A 19,718-nucleotide genomic window follows, 5' to 3' on the forward strand; every position below is an offset into this window, starting at 1 on the left:
ATCTCAGCTCTCGAAGTACCGACGTGGGTTGTCCACCAGCATCGCCTTGACCTGGTCTTCGGTGACACCACGTTCGAGCAGCGCCGGAATGACATCATCACTGATGTGGGTGTAGTTCCAGTTCGGAAGTGCCGCTTCTCTTGCAGCACTGGGGAAGTAGTCGATGAAACACGACGCGTCATGTGCCAGAACCATCTTCTCCGCGTAACCGCGACGGGCCATCTCCACCACCGTGTTGACACGATCCTCGAACGACAGGAACGGTTCGAGACCGAAACGGTCCATCCCCAGTAGCGAACCGGCATCGGCCAGCGCACACAGATAGTCGAGATCGGTGGTGTCGCCGGAGTGACCGATGACCACCTTGGTCAGATCCGCACCCTCTTCGGCCAGAACCTTCTGCGCGACCAGCCCGGATTCAGTGTGCGGATTGGTGTGCACGGTGATCGGCACTCCCGTTTCCACCTGCGACTGTCCGACCGCGCGCATGACCCGCTCGACGCCGGGGGTAAGGCCCGGCTCCTCGATGGCGCACTTCAGGAAGGAGGCTCGGACACCGGTTCCGGCGATTCCTTCCCTGATGTCCTTGACGAACAGTTCGACCATCGGCTCGGGGCCGTCGAACAGCAATCCCGGTCCGGTGTAATGGAATTGGAAGGGAATGTCGTTGTAGGTGTAGATGCCGGTAGCAACGATGATGTTGAGATCGACCTGCTCGTTGATCCGGACGATGCGCGGAATGTACCGGCCGAGGCCGATCACCGTGGGATCGACGATCGTGCTGATTCCGCGGGACTTCACCTCGGTCAGCTTTGCCACCGCGTCCGCTACCCGTACTTCCTCGTCCCAGGGTTCGGGGTAGTCGGGGTAGTTCTGGCGCAACTCCTCACCCAGAACGAAGACATGCTCGTGCATCAACACCTTTCCCAGATCGGCTGTATCCACCGGCCCACGAACGGTTTGTACTGAACTCATCGATCGAACCCCTGACTGTGATCGCCATCACTAACATGAGACAATGAGCTAGTGTGTCTCACGTGGCCAGGTTCGTCAATAGGCTCGATCCCCCGAGGCTCACCATTTTTCAACGGCCGAAATTGTGCAGTACCGGACAACCGGAGAGAATGTCCCGATGCCTACCGACCTCGAACGCCGACGCGCGATCGACACCGCCGCGAGCATGTACCTCGCGGAGGAACCACTCGACATGTCACTGCTCGCCGAACGTCTCGGCGTAGGCCGCGCGACGCTGTACCGCTGGGTCGGCAACCGCGACGAACTGCTCGGAACAGTGCTGGCCGAGGCCACCGAACGGACATACCGAAAGGCGATGTCACAGGCGTCGGGGCAAGGTCCGGAGTACATTCTCGACGTCTTCGGCCGCGTCATGCGATCGGTGGAATCGTCGACAGAACTGCGCGCGCTGACCAAACGCGAACCGATGGTGTTCATCAAACTCGCGATGATGCCCGGCTCCATCGAATCGATCTCCGCCTCCATCACCGCCGAAATCTTGCAGTCCCAGGTCGACGCCGGCCAACTGACGATCACGCTCTCGCCGCAAGTGCTGGGCGAAGCCCTCGTTCGCATCTGCGACGTACACCTCTACGCCCCCCTGCTCGGCCGAGAAAAGGCCGAGATCGAGACGGCCCTCGACCTGATCGCACTGCTCCTCGGCGTCACCCGCAACTGACACGCGTCGACCGCGTGAACACTACGGCGACACACCGGCCACCCGAGTCCTCAGACGTCTGATGAGTTGTTACTCTTTCGGTACCCACCCGAGAGGCGAGCCGTGTCCGACGACCACACAGGATTCACACTTCGCAGTGGTCCGCTGGTACCGCAACTCGAACAGTTGCTGCGCGGGCGAATCATGCATGGAACGTGGGCGCCGTCCGAGCGCATACCGAGCGAGGCGGCCCTCGCCGTCGAACTCGGCGTCGGGCGTTCCTCGATTCGCGAGGCAATCCGCCTCCTCGCTCGCGACGGACTACTCGAAGTCCGACACGGCGTCGGAACCTTCGTGGCTGCCGCGTCCGAACTCGAGCACGTCGACGAATTCACCAAACTTCTTCGACGCTCGAGGATCCTCGAGGTCTTCGAAGTCCGTCGCGCACTCGAGATCGAGGCCGCCAGACTGGCCGCGGAGCGGGTACAACCCGAGGACCTCGACGGCCTGCGGCGGCGACTGACCATGCGACACAGTCATTTCGAGGGTGATGTCGAGAAGTTCGTCGACGTCGACCTCGACTTCCACACCGAAGTCGTTCGGCTGTCCGGAAACGCAGTTCTGCTCTCGCTTTTCACGTCGGTGCGTCCACTCCTTCGTGAATCCCTCGTCGAGATGATGGCCCACGAGGCCGGCGTCCCCGACACCTCACATGCCCATGATCAGTTGGTCGAGGCCCTTCAAGACGCCGACCCAGAAGCCGCGGTAGCGGCAACTCGAGCAAACATCGACACCGTCCTACGACGACTGCGTGTGCTCGACGCCTAAGAGAGGTTAGTTCTCGTGCAACACCCCACCGGCACAGTTCTGTCGACCGAACACGTGGATCTCGTCCGCGACGGCCGATACTTGTTGAAAGACATCAACATTTCGATCGAACCCGGACAACACTGGGTCCTCCTCGGCGCGAACGGCGCGGGCAAGAGCACGCTTCTGAGCCTGCTCGGAGCAACCGCCCACCCGACTCGCGGTTCCGTTTACGTCCTCGGCCACAAGTTGGGCCGCGTCGACATGAGGGAACTGCGGATGGACATCGGGCACGTGAACCCTCGTCACACGATCGGAATTCCGATCACGGTCCGCAACGTCGTGATCACCGGCCTCACCAACACCACCGAGGTGATGCCGCGCTGGTCACCGACGCCGGAGCAAGAGGCTCACGCCGACGCACTGATCGATCTACTCGGAATGAGTCCGCGTTCGGACGCACTGTGGCCCAACTTGTCCCAAGGCGAACGGGGACGAGCCCTGATCGCCCGCGCACTCATGGTCGAACCGCGCCTGCTTCTGCTCGACGAACCGGCGACCGGGCTCGATCTTGCTGCACGCGAACAACTCTTGACGGCACTGGACGACCTCCGCAATCAGAACCCGTCACTTGCCAGCATCCTCGTGACGCACCACATCGAGGAGATCCCCAGCACCACCACACATGCTCTTCTGATCAAGGACGGCGTCGTGACCGCCAGCGGCCTCGCCGAGGACGTGATCACCACCCAGAACATCAGCGAGTGCTTCTCGCATCCCATCGAGATCGAGCGTCGTGGTGGTCGGTGGAATGCCCAGTCGCGGCCACGCGAAAGAGTTTGACCGACAGTAGTTTCAGAGACGCCTGGCGCCGGGTCCCTCCCGGCCCAGTTCGTCTCCAGGGTTGAGCAGGTTGCATGTTTTCAGTGACAGACACCCGCAGCCGATACAGCCCGTCAGTTCGTCCTGCATCCGGTTGATGGCCTGCTTGCGATCCTCGAGGCGCTGATTCCACTCCGTGGAAATCTTGCGCCAGTCCTTCTTCGTCGGAGTTCGCCCCTGCGGCAACGATCCGAATACTTCGGCAACTTCGGCCAGGGGTATCCCGAATCTGACTGCCAACTGGATCAGCGACACCCGCCGGATCGAGTGCCGCGGGAACTTCCTCATATTTCCTGCCGTCCGCTCCGCAGGAACCAGACCGAGTGTTTCGTAGTAGCGCACCGCCGACACGGCGACGCCGGTGCGCTCCGATACCTCACCGATCGAGAGAAGTTCGTCACTCTTACGGATCATTCTGCCTCCCAATGGCTGCGCGACATTGACCTGAAGCGCACTCGAGATTCTACCTTCGACAACATGCACTCCCCCACCGATGCTCCCGCCGGAACCTGGCGGCAACTCCTGAGCGGTCGATACCTCGGCACCGCTACCGTCCTCGCAGGCGGCGTTGCGCTCTACGCGACCAACGTCTACCTGACGACCAGCCTGCTTCCGACTGCCATCGACGACATCGGCGGTCAGCAGTACTACGCCTGGACCGCGACGGTCTTCCTCATTGCTTCCGTCATCTCTTCGATGTTGGTCACCAACGTCCTCGCCGCCAGGGGACCGCGCGGGGCCTACCTGATCGGCCTCGCGATCTTCGCGCTCGGCACCGTTGTCTGTGCGGTCAGCCCGACGATGGAATTGCTGTTGGTCGGCCGCACGATCCAGGGTTCGGGCGGTGGCCTGCTGGCCGGTCTCGGTTACGCCGTCATCAATGCCGCGCTCCCCAGACATCTGTGGACTCGCGGGGCCGCGCTGGTTTCGGCGATGTGGGGAGTCGGCACCTTCGCCGGCCCTGCAATCGGCGGTGTCTTTGCTCAGTTCGGAGCCTGGCGATGGGCTTTCGGCGTCCTGGCCATCGCGACGATCGCAGTCGCCGCTCTCGTCCCCAGCGCGCTACCGGCACATGAACCGGGCAGCACCACCAGTAGCCCGGTGCCGGTCCTCTCGCTGGCATTGCTGACTGCGGCAGCTTTGCTGGTCAGCGTTGCCGGCATTCTGTCCAACCTCGCCGTGACCGCCGCAATGGTTCTCGCCGCTGTGCTGCTACTGATCGCTTTTGTCGCCGCTGACCGTCGCTCGCGCCACGGCGTACTACCGCCGTCGACGTTCAACGCGTCATCTCTCAAATGGGTGTACCTGACCATCGTCGTCCTCGCCGTCGCGTCGACCGTCGAGACGTTCATTCCACTCTTCGGGCAACGACTTGCCGGCCTGGCGCCTCTCGCGGCCGGATTCCTCGGGGCCGCACTCGCTCTCGGCTGGACTCTCGGCGAAATCCCGAGCGCCTCGGCCACGACCCCTCGTATCGTGCGACGAATCGTTGTCAGCGGTCCGATCCTCGTCGCGATCGGGTTGGGCATCATGGCAGCATTTCTCACCGAACACGCCGGCGCCGGTGCGATGGTCGCGTGGGTGATCGGACTGCTGTTCGCCGGCGTCGGAATCGGCATCGCCTGGCCTCATCTTGCAGTCGGGGCGATGACCTCGGTCACCGATCCCGGAGAAGGTGCGCGTGCCTCGGCTGCCATCAACACCGTTCAGCTGATCGCCAATGCTTTCGGTGCAGCCCTGGCCGGAGTGCTGGTCAACATCGGCGAACCGTCGACGCTTCGTTCTGCGCAATTGCTTCTCTTCACCTTCGCCGCTGTCTCGATCATCGGCATTGCCGTGGCAGCTCGCGCACTTCCGCGAACGACCGACAAAATCGGCAGCCCCGAAATCGTTCACGACGCTCGCTAAACTGTGAGAAACCCACACGGAGGAGTTGGCCAGTGACAGAACCGGATCCGGGCACAGTGGAAACCGACTTCCCGAAGACGGGAGCTCCCGCACAGCGCGCGCTGATCGCAGCGGGTTACACCCATCTCGCGCAGCTGACGTCCGTGTCCGAGAAGGAACTCGGCGCTTTGCACGGGATGGGACCGAAGGCCTTGAGGATTCTGCGCGAAGCACTCGCCGAACGTGGTCTGAGCTTCGCCGACTGAGCTCTCACATCAGACCAAGCTCGCCCGCACCTGGTTGCCACCTTCGCGCTTCGCTTCGTACATCACCGAGTCCGCGACGCGGAAGAGTTCGGCAAAAGCAGCGTCGACGGACTCACCCGGATTCCGGGGCGCGGTGCGGACCGCCATTCCGATGCTCGCGCTCGTCGGAGGGTCATCGTTCGCTCCGTCCATGGCGGAGCGGATCTGTCCTTCCAGCCTGGAGATCACGCTGACCGGTACCCGTTCGACCACGACGAACTCGTCACCGCCCATACGAGCAGTCAAGGCGGACTGGGTTGTCCACAAACGGATGCGCAGTGCAGTTCGCATGATCGTGCTGTCTCCTACGTCATGGCCGTGAACGTCGTTGATCGTCTTGAAGCGATCGAGGTCGATCACCACTACGAGCAGTGCATCCGCTTCGGTGACCGGAGCGCCCATCAAGTCGTTCACCCGACGCGCCAATCCGCGACGGTTGAGCAGTCCGGTCAACGGGTCGATGTCGGAGGTAGTGGCATCCGAACCCAGGACCGCCAGAACAATCTGTGACACAACAGGAATCACGATGATCGTAGCCAGCACAACCGAGATCTTCGCCAGCCCCAAGCCGACGTCCGCTGCTGGCCCGAACAACAAAGTCCACCCCGAAAGCACCGTGACGGTCGAGGCGAAGACCAAGTGACCGACTTGGAGTTTCGGATTGTGGAAGAACGCGATGTAGCCGCCGATCGACGCGAAAACGACGCACGCGATGAGTCGTCCCAGCGGTTCCGAGTCGGTTGCGGCCGCCGCCGCAATCGCGACGTCGGAACCCACGACAAAGGTGTACGACCACAGCGGCGTAGGCGGAAACAGCCACCAGATCAGGGCCGCGCCGAGGCACAGCGCGATGACCGCCAGATTGACCGCTCGCCAGAACGTACCTTGCGGACCGACGTCACTGAATCGCGCCGACAGCAACACCAGCCCCATCCAGAATGCTGTTCCGCCGACCAGCGCCCGGCAGGAAGTCAAGAACCCGCGGTCCTGGAGGTACCTGCTGAAACTGTGGAACTGGTCCGGCAACTGCCACCAGCGCATGACGACGTCGACCAAACCGTTCATCGCCGATCAGCCGATGCAGCTCCGCAACTTTTGGGCGTACTTCGACGAAACGGACTCGCTGATTTCCCCCCGGAGCACACTGGCATATCCGGCAGCATAGTCAGCGGCGACAGACAAAACCGTTCTGCCGGATTTGAATCGGTCGATCAACTCAAAGCGTCGTAGGCCGCCGATACGTACTGCGCCGATCTCTCGGAACCGAGCAGACCCGGCCCCATCTTGTTCATCACGTACGAGAACGTCATGCGCTTCTCGGTGTCGATGATGATCTGCGAGCCACCCCAACCTCCCCAGAAGCAGATTCGCCCCTCCGGAATGAACGGGACGGACTCGGGCGTCGGCAATCCGAATCCGACACCGAAGCGAACCGGCACGCCGAGGACGAGGTCGACCCCGTACGACTGCTCCTCGAAGATCTTGTCGATCGTTTCCTCCGACAGCAAGCGAACGTCACCGACCTTGCCACCGCACGCGATCACCGATTGGATCCTTGCGAGTGCCCTCGCATTCGAATGACCGTTGGCCGCACCGATCTCGGCGGCGCGCCACCCGTCGGTCCACGAACCTGTAGCGTCAGCGGGCGGCGCGGTGAATGTCTTCACCATGATGTTGTCCATCCCGAGTGCCGCGATGTCGATCGGCAAAGGCGGTGGCGCAATCACATTCGAGACTCGCCCGTATTCCGACTTCGGCAAGCCCAGGCGGAAATCAGCGTCGAGCGGGCCGGCGATTTCCTCGTCGATGAAGCTACCGAGGGTTCGTCCGTCGATGCGCCTGACGACCTCGCCGATCAGGTGGCCGTAGTTGAGGGCGTGGTATCCGGATGCCGTACCCGGTTCCCACCACGGAGCCTGCGTCGCCAACCGGGCGGTGGCATATTCGTCGTCGCAAATGTTCTCGAGGGTGAACGGTTGATCCCACCCCGACACACCCGAGGTGTGCGACAACAGTTGCCGGACCCGAATTCGGTCCTTGCCCGCTGCTGCGAATTCCGGCCAGTACTGCGCGACCGGGGCGTCGAGATCAAGCAACCCGCGGTCGACGAGCATGAGCGCGGCCAGTGCGGTCACGGTCTTGCTGCAGGACCAGACATTGGTAACGGTGTCGCGAGACCAAGGAGCAGTGTGCTCGACGTCGACCCAACCGCCCCACATGTCGACGACGGATTCGCCGTCGATCGTCAGTGCGATCGCCGCCCCGACGTCCTCGCCGGAATCGAGATTGCGTGCCAGCGCCTCCTTCAAGCCAGAGAATCGCTGGTCACATACGCCTTCGATGTTCGCCACTGACAGCCTCCACAGGAATGATGAAACTTGACGTCAACTTCAACTATGTCGAGTATGTGTCCGATTCACCTGTGGTGTCAATCACTTCAAGTGCCAGAGTCGGCTCAAACCAACGGGATTCCCTTGGCGATGCGCCGACGCAGATCCCAGAGATAGAAGTTGTAGGGAAACATCCGCAGAATCTTCGGACTGAACCGATTGACCAGCGCGGCGACGCGCATGGATCGGTCGAAGTTACGCTGCTGACGCACTGACCACGGGAGCCGCATTTCGTCACGAAAGGCTTGGGGCAGGAACCCGGTGGTGACAAATCGGTTGAGCGGACCGACCACGGGATGCAACAACTTCGGAGTGAAGGTCGCCGACGCGATCCCGTAGAGATGCTCACGAATCGTCTCGTCGATCGCCACCTTGTCGAGGTTCTCGTTCCAGTAGACCTCGAACGCATCCCGGTCCGCCGGCCACATGTCGCGTCGCATCTGAAGGGTTGTACCGAACGTGGCGCTGCGCTGATAGAACGCATCCCGGGTGACCGGATCGAGATCCCCGTACAAGATTTTGTAGACGTCCTCGAAGCCTCGGTACAGGCAGGCGGCTACCCACAACTGCAGTTCGGGATCGAACGCGTTGTATTCGACCGCGCTGTTCTCATCGGAGCGAACGTGCTTGTGAGAGCCGTTGACTGCGCGTCGGTACAGCTTCTTTTCTTCGTCCGTCGCCAGGCTTGCGACGGCGAGATACGTCAGCGTCGTCCGGGTTCGCTTCACCGGATGCCGATCCAACCGACCCGTCTCGACCTTGCTCTCATACACGCCGTACCCCACCGCCGGGCGCGCCAACTGCATGATGACGTTGGCGCCTGCGGCCAACAGTCCGAGCCCGGACATCGCCTTTTCAACCTCGGCGTCGATGTCGACCGCCTGGACGCCGACCGCTCCGATGCCGCCTGCCACCGCTTCCTCGCGCCCGCCCGTCGAATCCCTACTCACCGTCATGGCAGAACCCCTTCGAGTCGATATCTGCGAACGCATGTTCTCAGATGAGTGAAACGCCGAAATGCCGAGATGTCAAGCAATCTCTGGATGCAAAGATGGTCTTCATGAATGACCAACCGCGTTCGTACGGTGGCGTCGACGGCGCGCTCCGCGTAGCCCAACGACGGGGTGCGCTGATCGAGGCCGGTCTGGAACTCATGGGCTCCGCCGAGCCCGAACTGACGGTCCGCGGAGTGTGCAAGAAGGCCGGTGTCGCGGCGCGGTACTTCTACGAGAGCTTCACCGATCGTGATGCTCTGATGTCGGCCGTCTACGACACCGTCATCACGGACATCGCCGTTTCAACCCAGGCTGCAGTGGACGCCGCCGAGACCGAACGCGGCAAGGCGCTCGCTGGAATCGCGAACATCGTCCGCACTATCGCGAACGATCCCCGTCGCGGACGTCTACTGTTCTCCAGCGCCCTGACGAGCCCTGTCCTGGCCGAGAAACGCCAAGCGTCGACGACGATATTCATCGGTCTCCTGGCCGCCAACGCGAAGACCTTCTACCGATTGAACGACAGCGGTCATCTGACCCTGACGGCCACGTTCCTGGTCGGCGGCCTGGCGCAGACCCTCAGTGCATGGCTCGACGGGTACATCGACGTGACGGAAGAAGAACTGGTCGCCGAATGTGCGGCGATCCTGCTCGCACCCGCCCTGCCGCCGTCTTGAGCTCCTGCATTCAGTCCCAGATCCCGATGTTGTCGAGGTGAGCGAGAAGTCGAGCAGCGCCGTCGGAGAACTGCAGACTCATCTGCGCGTCCACCTGTTCTCGATCGTGCTTCTCGAACGCCGCGATCAAAGCATCGTGGCTCGATACCGCAAGCTCACCCCAGCCTGGATCCGTCGCGTAGAGACGAGCAGGGGTGTACCGAATCGCGCCGAACAGGAACCATGCCAACTTCGCACCACCCGCAGCGCGATTGATCAGGCGATGGAACTCGAATTCGCACTGCTCGATCGCAGCTGCATCCGAAGCGTCGACCGCCGCTCGCAAATCGGCATTGAGTTCCGTGAGTTCCGCGAGTTGATCAGCGGTGATGCTGTCCATCGCCCGCAACGCCAGCTTGACCGCGATCTGCCCCTGCAACCAGAAGATGTCTTCGATGTCCTGGCGACTGAGGGGCGAGACGAGATAGCCGCGATGCGGAACCAACTCGACCATCCCCTCGCCGCGTAATGCGACGAGGGCTTCTCGCACCGGCGTGACGCTGACCCCGAGGTCGGCCGCGGTTTCGTCCAGCCTGACGAACTCGCCCGGACGGACCGAGCCGGACATGATCAGGTTGCGAACGTGGTTGGCCACGTCCTCCGACAACTGTGGCCGTCTCCTCAGCTCAGATGTCGCTCTCCGAGTGCGTGCAGACGTTGCCACAACCGATCCTCACAGTCCGTACGTTTTGCCGATGATGTCTCGCTGAATCTCGTTGGTACCACCATAAATGGAGGACACAAGAGTCTTTCGCACATGGTGCTCCATGTCGAACTCAGTCGCGTAACCGTACCCACCCATCATCTGCATCCCCTCGAGCGCGACCTTCTTGGCGGTCTCGGTCAGCTTGAGCTTGGCCATCGACGCTTCCCGCGGGAACATCTTGGTCGGGTTGGCGTCGACCATCCTGGCCACGCTGTAGACCAGCAGACGGCCGCATTCGATCTCCGTGGCGAGATCCGCGATCCGATGGCGAAGCGCCTGAAACGATCCGACCGGACGGCCGAACTGCTTACGCGTGGTGACGAATTCGAGGGTGTCGTCGAAAGCGCGCTGCGCGGTCCCGAGCATCATCGCCGCGAGGATGAGGCGTTCGATGTTGAGTCCGGCCATGAGTTGACGCCAGCCGTTGCCGACTTCCCCAACCACCGCGTCCTCGGGCAGGAATGTGTCGGTGAAGTAGAGATCGTTGACCTCCTTGCCGCCCATGGTGTCGATTCCACTGATCTTCAATCCGGAGATGTCGGCCGGGACATGGAACATCGTCAGGCCCTCATGCTTGCCTTCACCTCGGGATGTGCGAGCCACCAGAAGGATGTTCTCGGCGAAGTGCGCGTTGGAACACCACGTCTTCTGGCCGTTGATCAGCCACCCACCGTCGACCTTCTCGGCGCGGCAACTCAGATTTCCCACGTCGGAGCCCGCTTCGGGTTCGGACATCGAGATCGACTGAGACGCGCCACGGACGATCCCGCCGAGCACTGCCTCCTTCTGGGCCGGACTGCCGAACTTCTCGTATGCAGCCCCGGTGATGACGGTCGGGCCGAGTCCACCGATCGGCGCCATGCCCTTGGCGGCTTCCTCCAGAAAGATGCACAGGTCGACCGTGCTTCCGGCGGATCCGCCGTATTCCTCCGGGACAGTCAGCCCGAGCCATCCCAATTCCGCCATCTTCTCGTAGAACGCCTGGTTGTGGTTATGGGCGCCATGATCGGTCAGCAGGTCTCGCTGCTCACGGGTACCACTTTCCTTCTTGCAGAACGACGCTACCGACTTGGCGAAATCAGACTGCTCCTGCGTGAAATCCATGTACATCGAAAACTCCCGAGTGAGATGAGGCTGGAGGCTTGTCGGAGCTCGGTCCGACGCATACTGTGACTACCAGCACAGTAAATCACATCACATATATGTGATGCACCGACATGTGGAGGATCTGAAGAACATGACAGAACAGCTCGGCCGCCAGAGCACGTCCACGTCGACAGATCCGAGATCGGACGATCACACTTTCGCGAGCCTCGACCCTCGCAACGATTCCGTGGTCGCGCAGCACCCCATTGCTGACCAGCGAGAGATCGAGAAAGCGGTCGCCGCAGCACGCACGGCGTCGAAGTGGTGGGATCAACTCGGATTCCAAGGCCGCCGGAAGGTGCTCGGCAATTTCCGCGCCGCGATCGCCACTCACGCCGAATCGATGGCGGCGATCATTTCCGCCGAGACCGGAAAACCCAGCGACGACGCACTACTCGAAGTCATGCTGGCCGTCGAACATCTCGACTGGGCGGCACGCAACGCACAGAAAGTGTTGCGCCGCAGACGCGTCGGTGCAGGACTGATCAGCGCCAACCAGTCTGCATCCGTTGGCTACCGGCCGATGGGCGTCGTCGGCGTGATCGGCCCCTGGAACTATCCGCTGTACACACCGATGGGGTCGATCGGCTACGCACTGGCCGCCGGTAACGCCGTCGTGTTCAAACCGAGCGAACTCTCACCAGGCGTCGGCGTCGAATTGGCCCGGCTGTGGGACATCGCGGCACCCGGACACCCTGTCCTGCAGACCATTACCGGCGACGGCAAAACCGGAGCACTTCTGTGTTCGTCCGGCGTCGACAAGATCGCATTCACCGGTTCGACCGCTACCGCAAAGCGCGTAATGGCCGCCTGCGCGGACACCCTCACTCCCCTGGTCGCCGAATGCGGTGGCAAGGACGCCATGCTGGTGGACTCCGATGCCAACCTCGATGCGGCCGTGAGCTTCGCGGCATTCGGGGCAGTGGGCAACGGCGGACAAACCTGTGCCGGCGTCGAACGAATCTACGTCGCAGCGCCCGTGTACGACGCCTTCTTGTCCAAGCTCACCGCCGCGCTTCGGGACGCCCACGCCGGCGCCACCGACAGCTCGACCTACGGGCCGATGACGCTGGGTAAGCAGACTGCGATAGTCCGGGGCCAGATCGAAGACGCTCTCAGTCGCGGCGCGAAAGCTGTACTCGGCGGACTTGATTCGTTCAACGGTCCGTTCATCGATCCGATCATCCTGACGGATGTTCCGGAGGATTCCACGGCGATCACCGAGGAGACGTTCGGCCCGAGCGTCGTGGTGAACAAGGTCGCCGACATGAACGAGGGGATCGAGCGCGCCAATGCCTCGAAGTACGGCTTGGGCGCCTCGGTGTTCACCAAGAGTTCGTCGAAGGGTCGAGCAATTGCCGAAAAGCTCGACTGCGGTGTCGTCACGGTTAATTCGGTTCTCGGATTCGCCGGAATCGCCGCCCTGCCGTTCGGCGGGGTCGGCGATTCCGGATTCGGCCGTATCCACGGAGCCGATGGGCTGCGTGAGTTCAGCAGTGTGAAATCACTGGCCGTTCAGAAGTTCAACGCTCCGCTGGACCTGCTGACCATCGAGCGAAAAGCCAGGGACATGAAGATCTCACGTTGGATGCTGGCGAAACGCCACGCGAAGTCCTGAGAGATCAGGCGATCAGCCGGCGGTGACGAGCACCTGCTCGTCGCTGTCGGCTGCTTCGAGTTCACGAACCAGCGGAAGCACCTTGGCCCCGAAGTATTCGATCTCCTCCTGGAAATGCAGGAATCCGCCGAGAATCAGATCGACACCGCGACGGCGATATTCGACGATCCGATGCGCGATTTGTTCCGGCGTGCCGATCAGTTGTGAGCGGAAACCGTCGTTGTACTGAACCAAGTCCTCGAACGTCGAATCCGCCCACATCCCGTCCTTGGACGCGGTCGATGCGCCGGCCTGTTGGACTGCATTCTTGAATCCCTCGACCGCAGGGCGGTTGGCCTTGGCGATGATCTCGCGCAGTGTGTCCTTTGCTTCCGCCTCGGTGTCGCGGGCGATGATGAATCCGTTGAGCCCGAACTTGACCTCCCGATCGTTCTCACGAGCAACACGGCGAACGTCGACCAACTGTTCGGTGACGCCGTCGTAGTCCTTGCCGTTACTGAAGTACCAATCCGAATACCGGCCCGCGTTCTCACGGGCTGCCGCCGAGTTACCACCTTGGAACAGTTCGGGATTGGGGCGCTCCGGAGTGTTGAGAGGCTTCGGCTTCAACGTGAAGTCGTGGATGCGGTAGAAGTCGCCGCGGAAATCGACGTCGTCCTCCGTCCAGATCTTCCGAAGAACCTGAAGGAACTCGGCGCTACGCCGATAACGCTCGTCGTGCTCGAGCCATGGCTCGCCTAGATGTGTGAACTCGTCCTTGAACCAACCACTGACGACGTTGACGGCAAAACGACCGTTCGACAAGTGATCGGCGGTAGCGCCCAGTTTCGCCAACACGGCCGGCTGCCAGAGTCCCGGATGCACCGCGGCGATCACCTTGAGCTTCTCGGTGGCCAGGAGAAGCGCAAGGCTGAAGCTCGTGGATTCGTGCTGGAATTCGGCCCCGTAACTCGCCTCGTAACGTACCTGGCTCAGGGCGTACTCGAAGCCGTTGTTCTCGGCGGTCTGCGCCAGCTTCTTGTTGTACTCGTAGTCCCAGCTGGTCCGCTGCTCGATGTCGGAGGTGACCAGACCACCACTGACATTGGGCACCCAGTAGGCGAACTTGATCTCGTCGGCGATACGTTCAGTAGACATGAAACCCAGCAAACATGCAGTTCCCAGTGGTTTCCAGGGTAGCGATCACACAGGTTGTAAGTGTTGGGTGGGTGCTGCGACTGTGAAACGGTGGCAGCATGACTGCTGTGGACATTCAGGAGATCGCGCACCGCATCACCAGCGAGGACGAGGCGCTCTCGGTGGCGTCACAGCTGTCCGACGAGTTCGCGGCAGGTGCCGGAGTCCGCGATGCGCAGCGCCTCCTTCCCCACGACGAGGTTCGCACCCTGGCGCGGTCCGGCTTGCTCGGACTCTCGGTGCCGAAGGAGTTCGGTGGCATCGACGCAAGCACCGAGACGTTGGCCGAGGTCTTCCGCCTACTCGCCGAGGGCGATCCCAGCATCGCGCAGATTCCGCACAGCCACTTCACTTTCCTGGAAGCGCTCCGGTACCAGGGGTCTAACGAGCAGAAGCAGTTCTTCTACGCCGAAGCATTGTCGGGCAAGCAGTTCGCCAACGCCCAGAGCGAGCGCGGCAACCAGACCATCGACATCGACGGCACCACTCTCACCCCCGACGGGGAAGACTTTGTGCTCGAAGGTCGAAAATTCTATTGCACCGGAGCGCTTTTCGCAGATTGGATCGTGGTGCGTGCCGCCAATGCGGATCAATTCACCGAGACCGGCGCACAGGTGAAATCCGCGGTCTACCTACCCCGGAATACTCCCGGACTGTCGATCGTCGACGACTGGGACGGCATGGGACAGAAGACAACTGCAAGCGGAACCGTGACCCTGGAATCCGTTTCGGTACCGCAGTTCAATGTCGTACCCTTCACGTCGCTCTTCACTCACCCGACCACCTACGGAGCACAGGCCCAGATCCTGCACGCCGCGATCGACACCGGCATCGCGTCGGCTGCACTGCGTGAATCCGTGAAACTCGCAGCAAAGGCGCGTCCCTTCTTCGAGGCGAAAGTCGATACAGCGGTGGAGGATCCACTGCTCGTTCAACTCGCCGGCGAAGCGGCAATCGAGGTTCGCGCTGCCAGATCCCTCTTGGCGGAAGCAGCGCGATCGATCGACGTGGCGCGTCGTGATCCCACCGAGGACTCCACGGCCCGAGCATCCATCGACGCTGCAACTGCCAAAGTGGTCGGCGCCAGGGCGTCATTGGCGGCCACGAGCACTTTGTTCGAGATCGGTGGCACCAGAAGCGCGGGCGAATCGGCGAACCTCTCGCGGTTCTGGCGTGACGCGCGCACGCACACCCTGCACGATCCGACGAGGTGGAAGGTCCAGCACATCGGCCGGTGGACACTGTCCGGGACAATCCCACCGCGGCACGGACTGCTGTGAACACACTCAGTCGGAGTTCATATATCCGCTGATCAAGACTTCCAGTCCTTCCAAGTAGCTCTCAGTCGTCGTCCCTCCCGGCCAGTCCTCGAGCACCTCACTGAGCACCGGCAGTTTCTCGGGCCCGATTTCTCGGATCTTGACCGCGAGAGGTGACACGCTGCCTTCCGGTCGCGTAGTGGTGTCGTAGATGTTGAGCAATGCGCCGAGTGTGTAGTTCCACAGCGCTCGATAGACCAACAGTGCGCGACGAGGTGACATACCGAGTTCGACACACGCGGCCATCGCCCGATCGACCAAGACCACAGCGCCGCTCCCACCACGGCCACCGCGCTGAAGCAACTCGATGATCCAGCGCTCCGACGCCAGCGTTTCGAAGATCGCGGTGAAGATCGTGCGAAACCGTTCGACCTGATCCTGCGGCAGGACCAGCGCGCCGAGATCTTGTGAGTACACATCGAGCACCGCGCTGATCAGCTGTTCCTTGTCGCCCACGTGCCGGTACAGCGCCATCGGCGTGGTGCCGAGCGACTTCGCCAACGCTCGCATGCTCAACGCGTCGGCGCCGCCGGTCTGTAGCTGCCGTTTCGCCTCGTCGACTATCTGCTCCGACGTGATCGTCGGGGGACGTCCGAGCCGCGGTGATCTCGGTTCCATCTTTTCGGCCATCCGTCGATTGTGCGCGCCCCTGCTACGACGCTCTCGCCCGGGGAACCCCTTGCATCTCAGTCGCCAGCAAGGTAAACCTAACTACTTATGAGAACGCGTATACAAATTAGGTACCTGCAATGACAACAACAACTCGAGCGGTAGCCGCACCGGCTCTGGTCCTCACAGCCGCCGCGGCAGCGCAGTTCCTGGTGGCCTTCGACATGTCGGTCATCAACGTCGCACTGCCCGACATTCAGGAATCGCTGAACTTTTCCGACGCCGGGTTGTCCTGGGTCGTCAACGCGTACGCCCTCGCCTTCGGCGGACTGCTGCTTCTCGGCGGTCGTCTGTGCGACGTGATGGGCACTCGTCGAGTTCTGGTTTCCGGGCTTCTGCTGTTCGCCCTCGTCAGCATCGTCGGCACCTTCTCCGTGTCCGCCGAAATGCTTGTCGGAGCTCGGGCGCTTCAAGGCGTCGGCGCTGCACTGATCGCGCCGGCCGGGCTCGCCGCCCTCAGTCAGGCCTTTCCCACCGGACGCGCCAGGGCCAAGGCATTCGGCATCGGCGCAATGTCGTCAGCACTGGGCGGCGCACTCGGTGTCGTCCTGAGCGGCATTTTGACCGAAGGGCTCAGTTGGCGATGGGTGATGTTCGCCGGCGCACCAGTGGCCCTGATCGCCGCAGTTGCCGGTGCCCGCGGCCTGCCGGCCGGCCAAGCCGCCAGAGGCGGCTCTCTCGATCTCCCCGGAGCCATCTTGGCGACGGCCGGAATCACCGCCCTTGTCGGCACAGTGATCGCCACGGAATCACATTCCTGGACTTCGGGTTACGTGCTGGGTGGATTCGCGCTCACGATCGCGCTGCTCACTGCTTTCGTTGTGGTCGAAAGCCGCTGCGCCACACCACTGGTACGACTGTCCACCCTGCTTCGACCCCGAATCGGACTGGCCAACGCCATCATGTGCCTGGTGTGCGCGGCACAGTTCAGCGCGTTCTTCTTCGTCTCACTCTTCCTGCAACGCGGGCTGGGCTATTCACCGACCACCACCGGTCTGGCTTTCCTGCCCTTCTGCTTCGGCCTGGTGATCGGCATCCTCGCGTCCACCAAACTCCTTCCGCGCTACGGAGTTCGACCGCTGCTCGTAGTCGGGACAGCAGTCGCCGCAATCGGAACTTTCATGTTTTCGACCATGAACCTCGACAGTCCCTTCTGGGCCGTCATCCTGGTGCCTTCGCTTCTGGCGAGCATCGGCATCGGTCTGTCGTTCATGCCGCTCAGTAACGTCGCCACCGCCGACGCTCCCCCCGAAGAAGTCGGCATGGCATCCGGGCTACTGAGTACATCGCGTCAGATCGGCGGTTCACTCGGACTAGCCGTTCTCGTGAGCGTCGCCGCTTCCTCGACGGCACGTTCGGACAGCGCGCCGACCGAAGCACTGGTTTCCGGATACTCCCAGGCCCTCTTCGTCTGCTCCGGCCTACTGCTGGCCGGTACCCTCCTGTCCTTCTTCTTCCCACGAATGGATCGTTGACCTCAGATGTTCACCACCCGAACCGCATTCGGCATCGTCTCGGCGCTTCTCCTGACCGTCGCCGGCGCAAGCGCGTGCAGCAGCTCCGCCGAGTCCGACACCGCCTCTGCAACTCGCTCCGTCACCCACGAACTCGGCACCGTCGAAGTTCCGGCCTCACCGCAGCGCATTCTCGCGCTCGACGAGTACGCGGGGTTGAGTGCACTCGCACTCGGCGTGAAGCCCACCGTCGTCTACAGCACCCTGCGATCGGACGTCGCCAAGTCGATTCTGCGCGAGCAGGGCGTCGAAGTTCTCGACAAGCCGACTTTCTTCGCCAACCCCGCCGTCGAGGAGATCGCGTCCGTCGAACCCGACGAGATCTTGATGAGCAATGCCGGTCCACTACCGAGCCTGTTCGCGCAGATCAATTCCGTGGCGCCAACCTTGGTCCTCCCGTACTCGGCGCCGTGGCGTGATGTGCTCGAACACGCTGGGGCACAGCTCGATCGAGGCAGCGAAGCTACCGCCATGATCGGAAAGCTGGAATCCGGCCTCGAAGGCGTCAAGTCCGCGGCTGCCGGCCAGAGCCTTGCGATCCTTCTCGGCTACAGCGGAAACCTGTTCACCGTGCCACCGACCACTCCCATCTCCACACTGGTCACCGAGGCCGGATTCACCAGGCCGGCATCGGAAGTCAACGCGACCAACAATCAAGACACCGGCACGATTTCCCCCGTCTCGCCGGAACTCCTACCCGAGCATGCGGCGCAGACCGTCGCCGTACTTTCCGGGCAGCAGTACGACGCATCCATCGTGCGAAACACTCCACTGTTCGACAACCTGACACCCGATCCGGCGCACGCTCTGGACGTCAGCGGTGATCTCTGGTTCGGCAGCCATCCTTTTGCCATCTACTGGATCATCCAGGATCTGGACGGCATCGCACATGGCAAGGGGCAGAACAGTATCGGAACCCTCGACAGCGCCGACGCGCGATGGGCGGCATTCAGCGCGCTCTGACGTCCTGACGAAAGGTCAGCGGAGAAACACCCACCCGGGTGGCGAAGAACTTCGTGAAGTTCGCAGAATCGTCGAACCCCAACTTCGACGCCACCTGGGTGACCGTGTCCGTGCCGAAAGACAGCAGACGTTTCGCTTCGAGAACCACACGCTGATCGATGTACTGCTTTGCCGTCATCCCGGCAGCGGCTCGGGTGGCCCGCAGCACAGTCTTCTCGGAGTACCCGATCTTGTTGGCGTACTCCGAAACCGAACGGACCGTAGCGAAGTCACGTTCGACAACGGCATGAAACCTTTCGAACACGTCATTGTGCGCCAGCACGGAACTCTGTTCCTGTCCACCGAGATGGGTCAGTTTCAACAGAATTGCTGTCAGCGTGTGCCGCAGAATGGCCGCGCGAACGACCGGCGCGGAAGTATCCGGGCAGCCGTAGTTCAGGTTCAGGTGTTTCATACCCGTGCTGATGGTCTCGAGGTTCTCGCCGGACAACTGCCACGCTGCCTGCCGACTGCGAGCGTTCCCGTCCAACAACTGCTGGCTGACGGCATCGAGCGACGAGGGCGTGAACAGAACAACCGTCGCCTCGAAGTCCTGGATTCGCCCCCACTGTTGCACCTGCCCCGGTCTGACCCAGAACACGGTCCCCGGGCTCACCGCGTAGTTCACGAAGTCGATGGTGTGTAGCGCCGAGCCCTCGGTCACCAACGCGAGCAAGTGAAATTGCGGACGTTGGGGGCCGACGAACTCTGCGCTTCCCCCGTTGATGCGAATGGTGTCCAGGCTGAGTACTTCGATCTCGGTCGCATCTGCCACCGACGATGCGTACCCGACGTCCCGGACGGGTACTTGTCTGTTTTTCACTAGTTCGGGACTCATCTTCACCGTGACCGAATACCCGAATGCGACATACCGTCAGAGTATCAATCAGTTCACGCTCGGATAGGAATCTTCC

Annotated in this window: 20 protein-coding genes; 10 read left to right on the forward strand and 10 right to left on the reverse strand. The window is 62.0% G+C overall.

Annotated elements, in window-relative coordinates; all coding sequences use genetic code 11:
- Positions 1 to 3 precede the first annotated feature (3 nt).
- A complete protein-coding gene (locus tag BH682_RS26585) occupies positions 4 to 975 on the reverse strand; it encodes a phosphotriesterase family protein (protein ID WP_030536044.1) in 972 nt (323 codons plus the stop codon).
- Positions 976 to 1,132: 157 nt separating this feature from the next.
- Here BH682_RS26585 and BH682_RS26590 point away from each other — a divergent pair, with 157 nt between their 5' ends.
- The 3 genes from BH682_RS26590 (at position 1,133) to BH682_RS26600 (ending at position 3,322) form a co-directional block, all read left to right on the forward strand.
- Positions 1,133 to 1,693 (forward strand): QsdR family transcriptional regulator, encoded by a 561-nt coding sequence (locus BH682_RS26590; protein WP_003943195.1) that lies wholly within the window; start codon positions 1,133 to 1,135, stop codon positions 1,691 to 1,693.
- Between the two features lie 102 nt (positions 1,694 to 1,795).
- Positions 1,796 to 2,500 carry a FadR/GntR family transcriptional regulator gene (locus BH682_RS26595; protein WP_003943086.1) on the forward strand — a complete coding sequence of 235 codons (705 nt, stop codon included), beginning with the start codon at positions 1,796 to 1,798 and terminating at the stop codon, positions 2,498 to 2,500.
- 15 nt (positions 2,501 to 2,515) lie between these two features.
- Positions 2,516 to 3,322, forward strand: a complete 807-nt coding sequence (locus tag BH682_RS26600) for an ABC transporter ATP-binding protein (protein WP_003943111.1) — start codon at positions 2,516 to 2,518, stop codon at positions 3,320 to 3,322.
- 12 nt (positions 3,323 to 3,334) lie between these two features.
- Here the strand turns inward: BH682_RS26600 and soxR are convergent, their stop codons facing one another.
- Positions 3,335 to 3,775: a redox-sensitive transcriptional activator SoxR gene (gene soxR / locus BH682_RS26605; RefSeq protein ID WP_003943238.1), complete on the reverse strand. Its 441-nt coding sequence runs from the start codon at positions 3,773 to 3,775 to the stop codon at positions 3,335 to 3,337.
- A 63-nt stretch (positions 3,776 to 3,838) separates the two neighbouring features.
- On the opposite strand from soxR, the gene BH682_RS26610 reads away from it, so the two are divergent.
- The gene (locus BH682_RS26610) at positions 3,839 to 5,269 is read left to right on the forward strand and encodes an MFS transporter (protein ID WP_075834650.1); all 1,431 of its coding nucleotides are present in this window, start codon (positions 3,839 to 3,841) and stop codon (positions 5,267 to 5,269) included.
- A 32-nt stretch (positions 5,270 to 5,301) separates the two neighbouring features.
- On the forward strand, positions 5,302 to 5,514 hold the full coding sequence (locus tag BH682_RS26615; RefSeq protein WP_007730800.1) for a hypothetical protein: 213 nt from the start codon (positions 5,302 to 5,304) through the stop codon (positions 5,512 to 5,514).
- A gap of 9 nt (positions 5,515 to 5,523) precedes the next feature.
- On the opposite strand, the gene BH682_RS26620 is transcribed toward BH682_RS26615, so the two are convergent.
- From BH682_RS26620 to BH682_RS26630, 3 genes are all read right to left on the reverse strand, one after another.
- Positions 5,524 to 6,618 (reverse strand): GGDEF domain-containing protein, encoded by a 1,095-nt coding sequence (locus tag BH682_RS26620; protein WP_042446343.1) that lies wholly within the window; start codon positions 6,616 to 6,618, stop codon positions 5,524 to 5,526.
- A 146-nt stretch (positions 6,619 to 6,764) separates the two neighbouring features.
- Positions 6,765 to 7,904, reverse strand: a complete 1,140-nt coding sequence (locus BH682_RS26625) for a serine hydrolase domain-containing protein (RefSeq protein ID WP_064687848.1) — start codon at positions 7,902 to 7,904, stop codon at positions 6,765 to 6,767.
- 104 nt (positions 7,905 to 8,008) lie between these two features.
- Entirely contained in the window at positions 8,009 to 8,899 is an 891-nt protein-coding gene (locus BH682_RS26630) for an oxygenase MpaB family protein (RefSeq protein ID WP_223304557.1), read from the reverse strand.
- Between the two features lie 95 nt (positions 8,900 to 8,994).
- On the opposite strand from BH682_RS26630, the gene BH682_RS26635 reads away from it, so the two are divergent.
- Positions 8,995 to 9,615, forward strand: a complete 621-nt coding sequence (locus BH682_RS26635; protein WP_030536050.1) for a TetR/AcrR family transcriptional regulator — start codon at positions 8,995 to 8,997, stop codon at positions 9,613 to 9,615.
- Positions 9,616 to 9,625: 10 nt separating this feature from the next.
- Here the strand turns inward: BH682_RS26635 and BH682_RS26640 are convergent, their stop codons facing one another.
- Entirely contained in the window at positions 9,626 to 10,318 is a 693-nt protein-coding gene (locus BH682_RS26640; RefSeq protein WP_003942905.1) for a GntR family transcriptional regulator, read from the reverse strand.
- Between the two features lie 9 nt (positions 10,319 to 10,327).
- Entirely contained in the window at positions 10,328 to 11,470 is a 1,143-nt protein-coding gene (locus BH682_RS26645) for an acyl-CoA dehydrogenase family protein (RefSeq protein WP_007730792.1), read from the reverse strand.
- A gap of 127 nt (positions 11,471 to 11,597) precedes the next feature.
- On the opposite strand from BH682_RS26645, the gene BH682_RS26650 reads away from it, so the two are divergent.
- On the forward strand, positions 11,598 to 13,124 hold the full coding sequence (locus BH682_RS26650) for an aldehyde dehydrogenase family protein (RefSeq protein ID WP_075835507.1): 1,527 nt from the start codon (positions 11,598 to 11,600) through the stop codon (positions 13,122 to 13,124).
- Positions 13,125 to 13,136: 12 nt separating this feature from the next.
- Here BH682_RS26650 and sfnG read toward each other — a convergent pair whose 3' ends face one another.
- On the reverse strand, positions 13,137 to 14,261 hold the full coding sequence (gene sfnG / locus BH682_RS26655; protein WP_007730790.1) for a dimethylsulfone monooxygenase SfnG: 1,125 nt from the start codon (positions 14,259 to 14,261) through the stop codon (positions 13,137 to 13,139).
- A gap of 98 nt (positions 14,262 to 14,359) precedes the next feature.
- Here sfnG and BH682_RS26660 point away from each other — a divergent pair, with 98 nt between their 5' ends.
- The gene (locus BH682_RS26660) at positions 14,360 to 15,580 is read left to right on the forward strand and encodes an SfnB family sulfur acquisition oxidoreductase (protein ID WP_075834651.1); all 1,221 of its coding nucleotides are present in this window, start codon (positions 14,360 to 14,362) and stop codon (positions 15,578 to 15,580) included.
- A gap of 6 nt (positions 15,581 to 15,586) precedes the next feature.
- Here BH682_RS26660 and BH682_RS26665 read toward each other — a convergent pair whose 3' ends face one another.
- Positions 15,587 to 16,249, reverse strand: coding sequence for a TetR/AcrR family transcriptional regulator (locus tag BH682_RS26665; protein ID WP_083954724.1), 663 nt, complete (start codon positions 16,247 to 16,249; stop codon positions 15,587 to 15,589).
- Between the two features lie 119 nt (positions 16,250 to 16,368).
- Here BH682_RS26665 and BH682_RS26670 point away from each other — a divergent pair, with 119 nt between their 5' ends.
- Both BH682_RS26670 and BH682_RS26675 read left to right on the forward strand, forming a co-directional pair.
- Positions 16,369 to 17,763 carry an MFS transporter gene (locus BH682_RS26670; RefSeq protein WP_003942889.1) on the forward strand — a complete coding sequence of 465 codons (1,395 nt, stop codon included), beginning with the start codon at positions 16,369 to 16,371 and terminating at the stop codon, positions 17,761 to 17,763.
- 6 nt (positions 17,764 to 17,769) lie between these two features.
- Positions 17,770 to 18,765: an ABC transporter substrate-binding protein gene (locus BH682_RS26675; RefSeq protein ID WP_007730787.1), complete on the forward strand. Its 996-nt coding sequence runs from the start codon at positions 17,770 to 17,772 to the stop codon at positions 18,763 to 18,765.
- On the opposite strand, the gene BH682_RS26680 is transcribed toward BH682_RS26675, so the two are convergent.
- Positions 18,752 to 19,579, reverse strand: a complete 828-nt coding sequence (locus BH682_RS26680) for a helix-turn-helix domain-containing protein (protein ID WP_030536057.1) — start codon at positions 19,577 to 19,579, stop codon at positions 18,752 to 18,754. The two genes, BH682_RS26675 and BH682_RS26680, sit on opposite strands and share 14 nt — an antisense overlap.
- Positions 19,580 to 19,718 lie beyond the last annotated feature (139 nt).

Source organism: Rhodococcus sp. YL-1 (genome assembly GCF_001942025.1).
GTDB lineage: Bacteria > Actinomycetota > Actinomycetes > Mycobacteriales > Mycobacteriaceae > Rhodococcus_F > Rhodococcus_F qingshengii.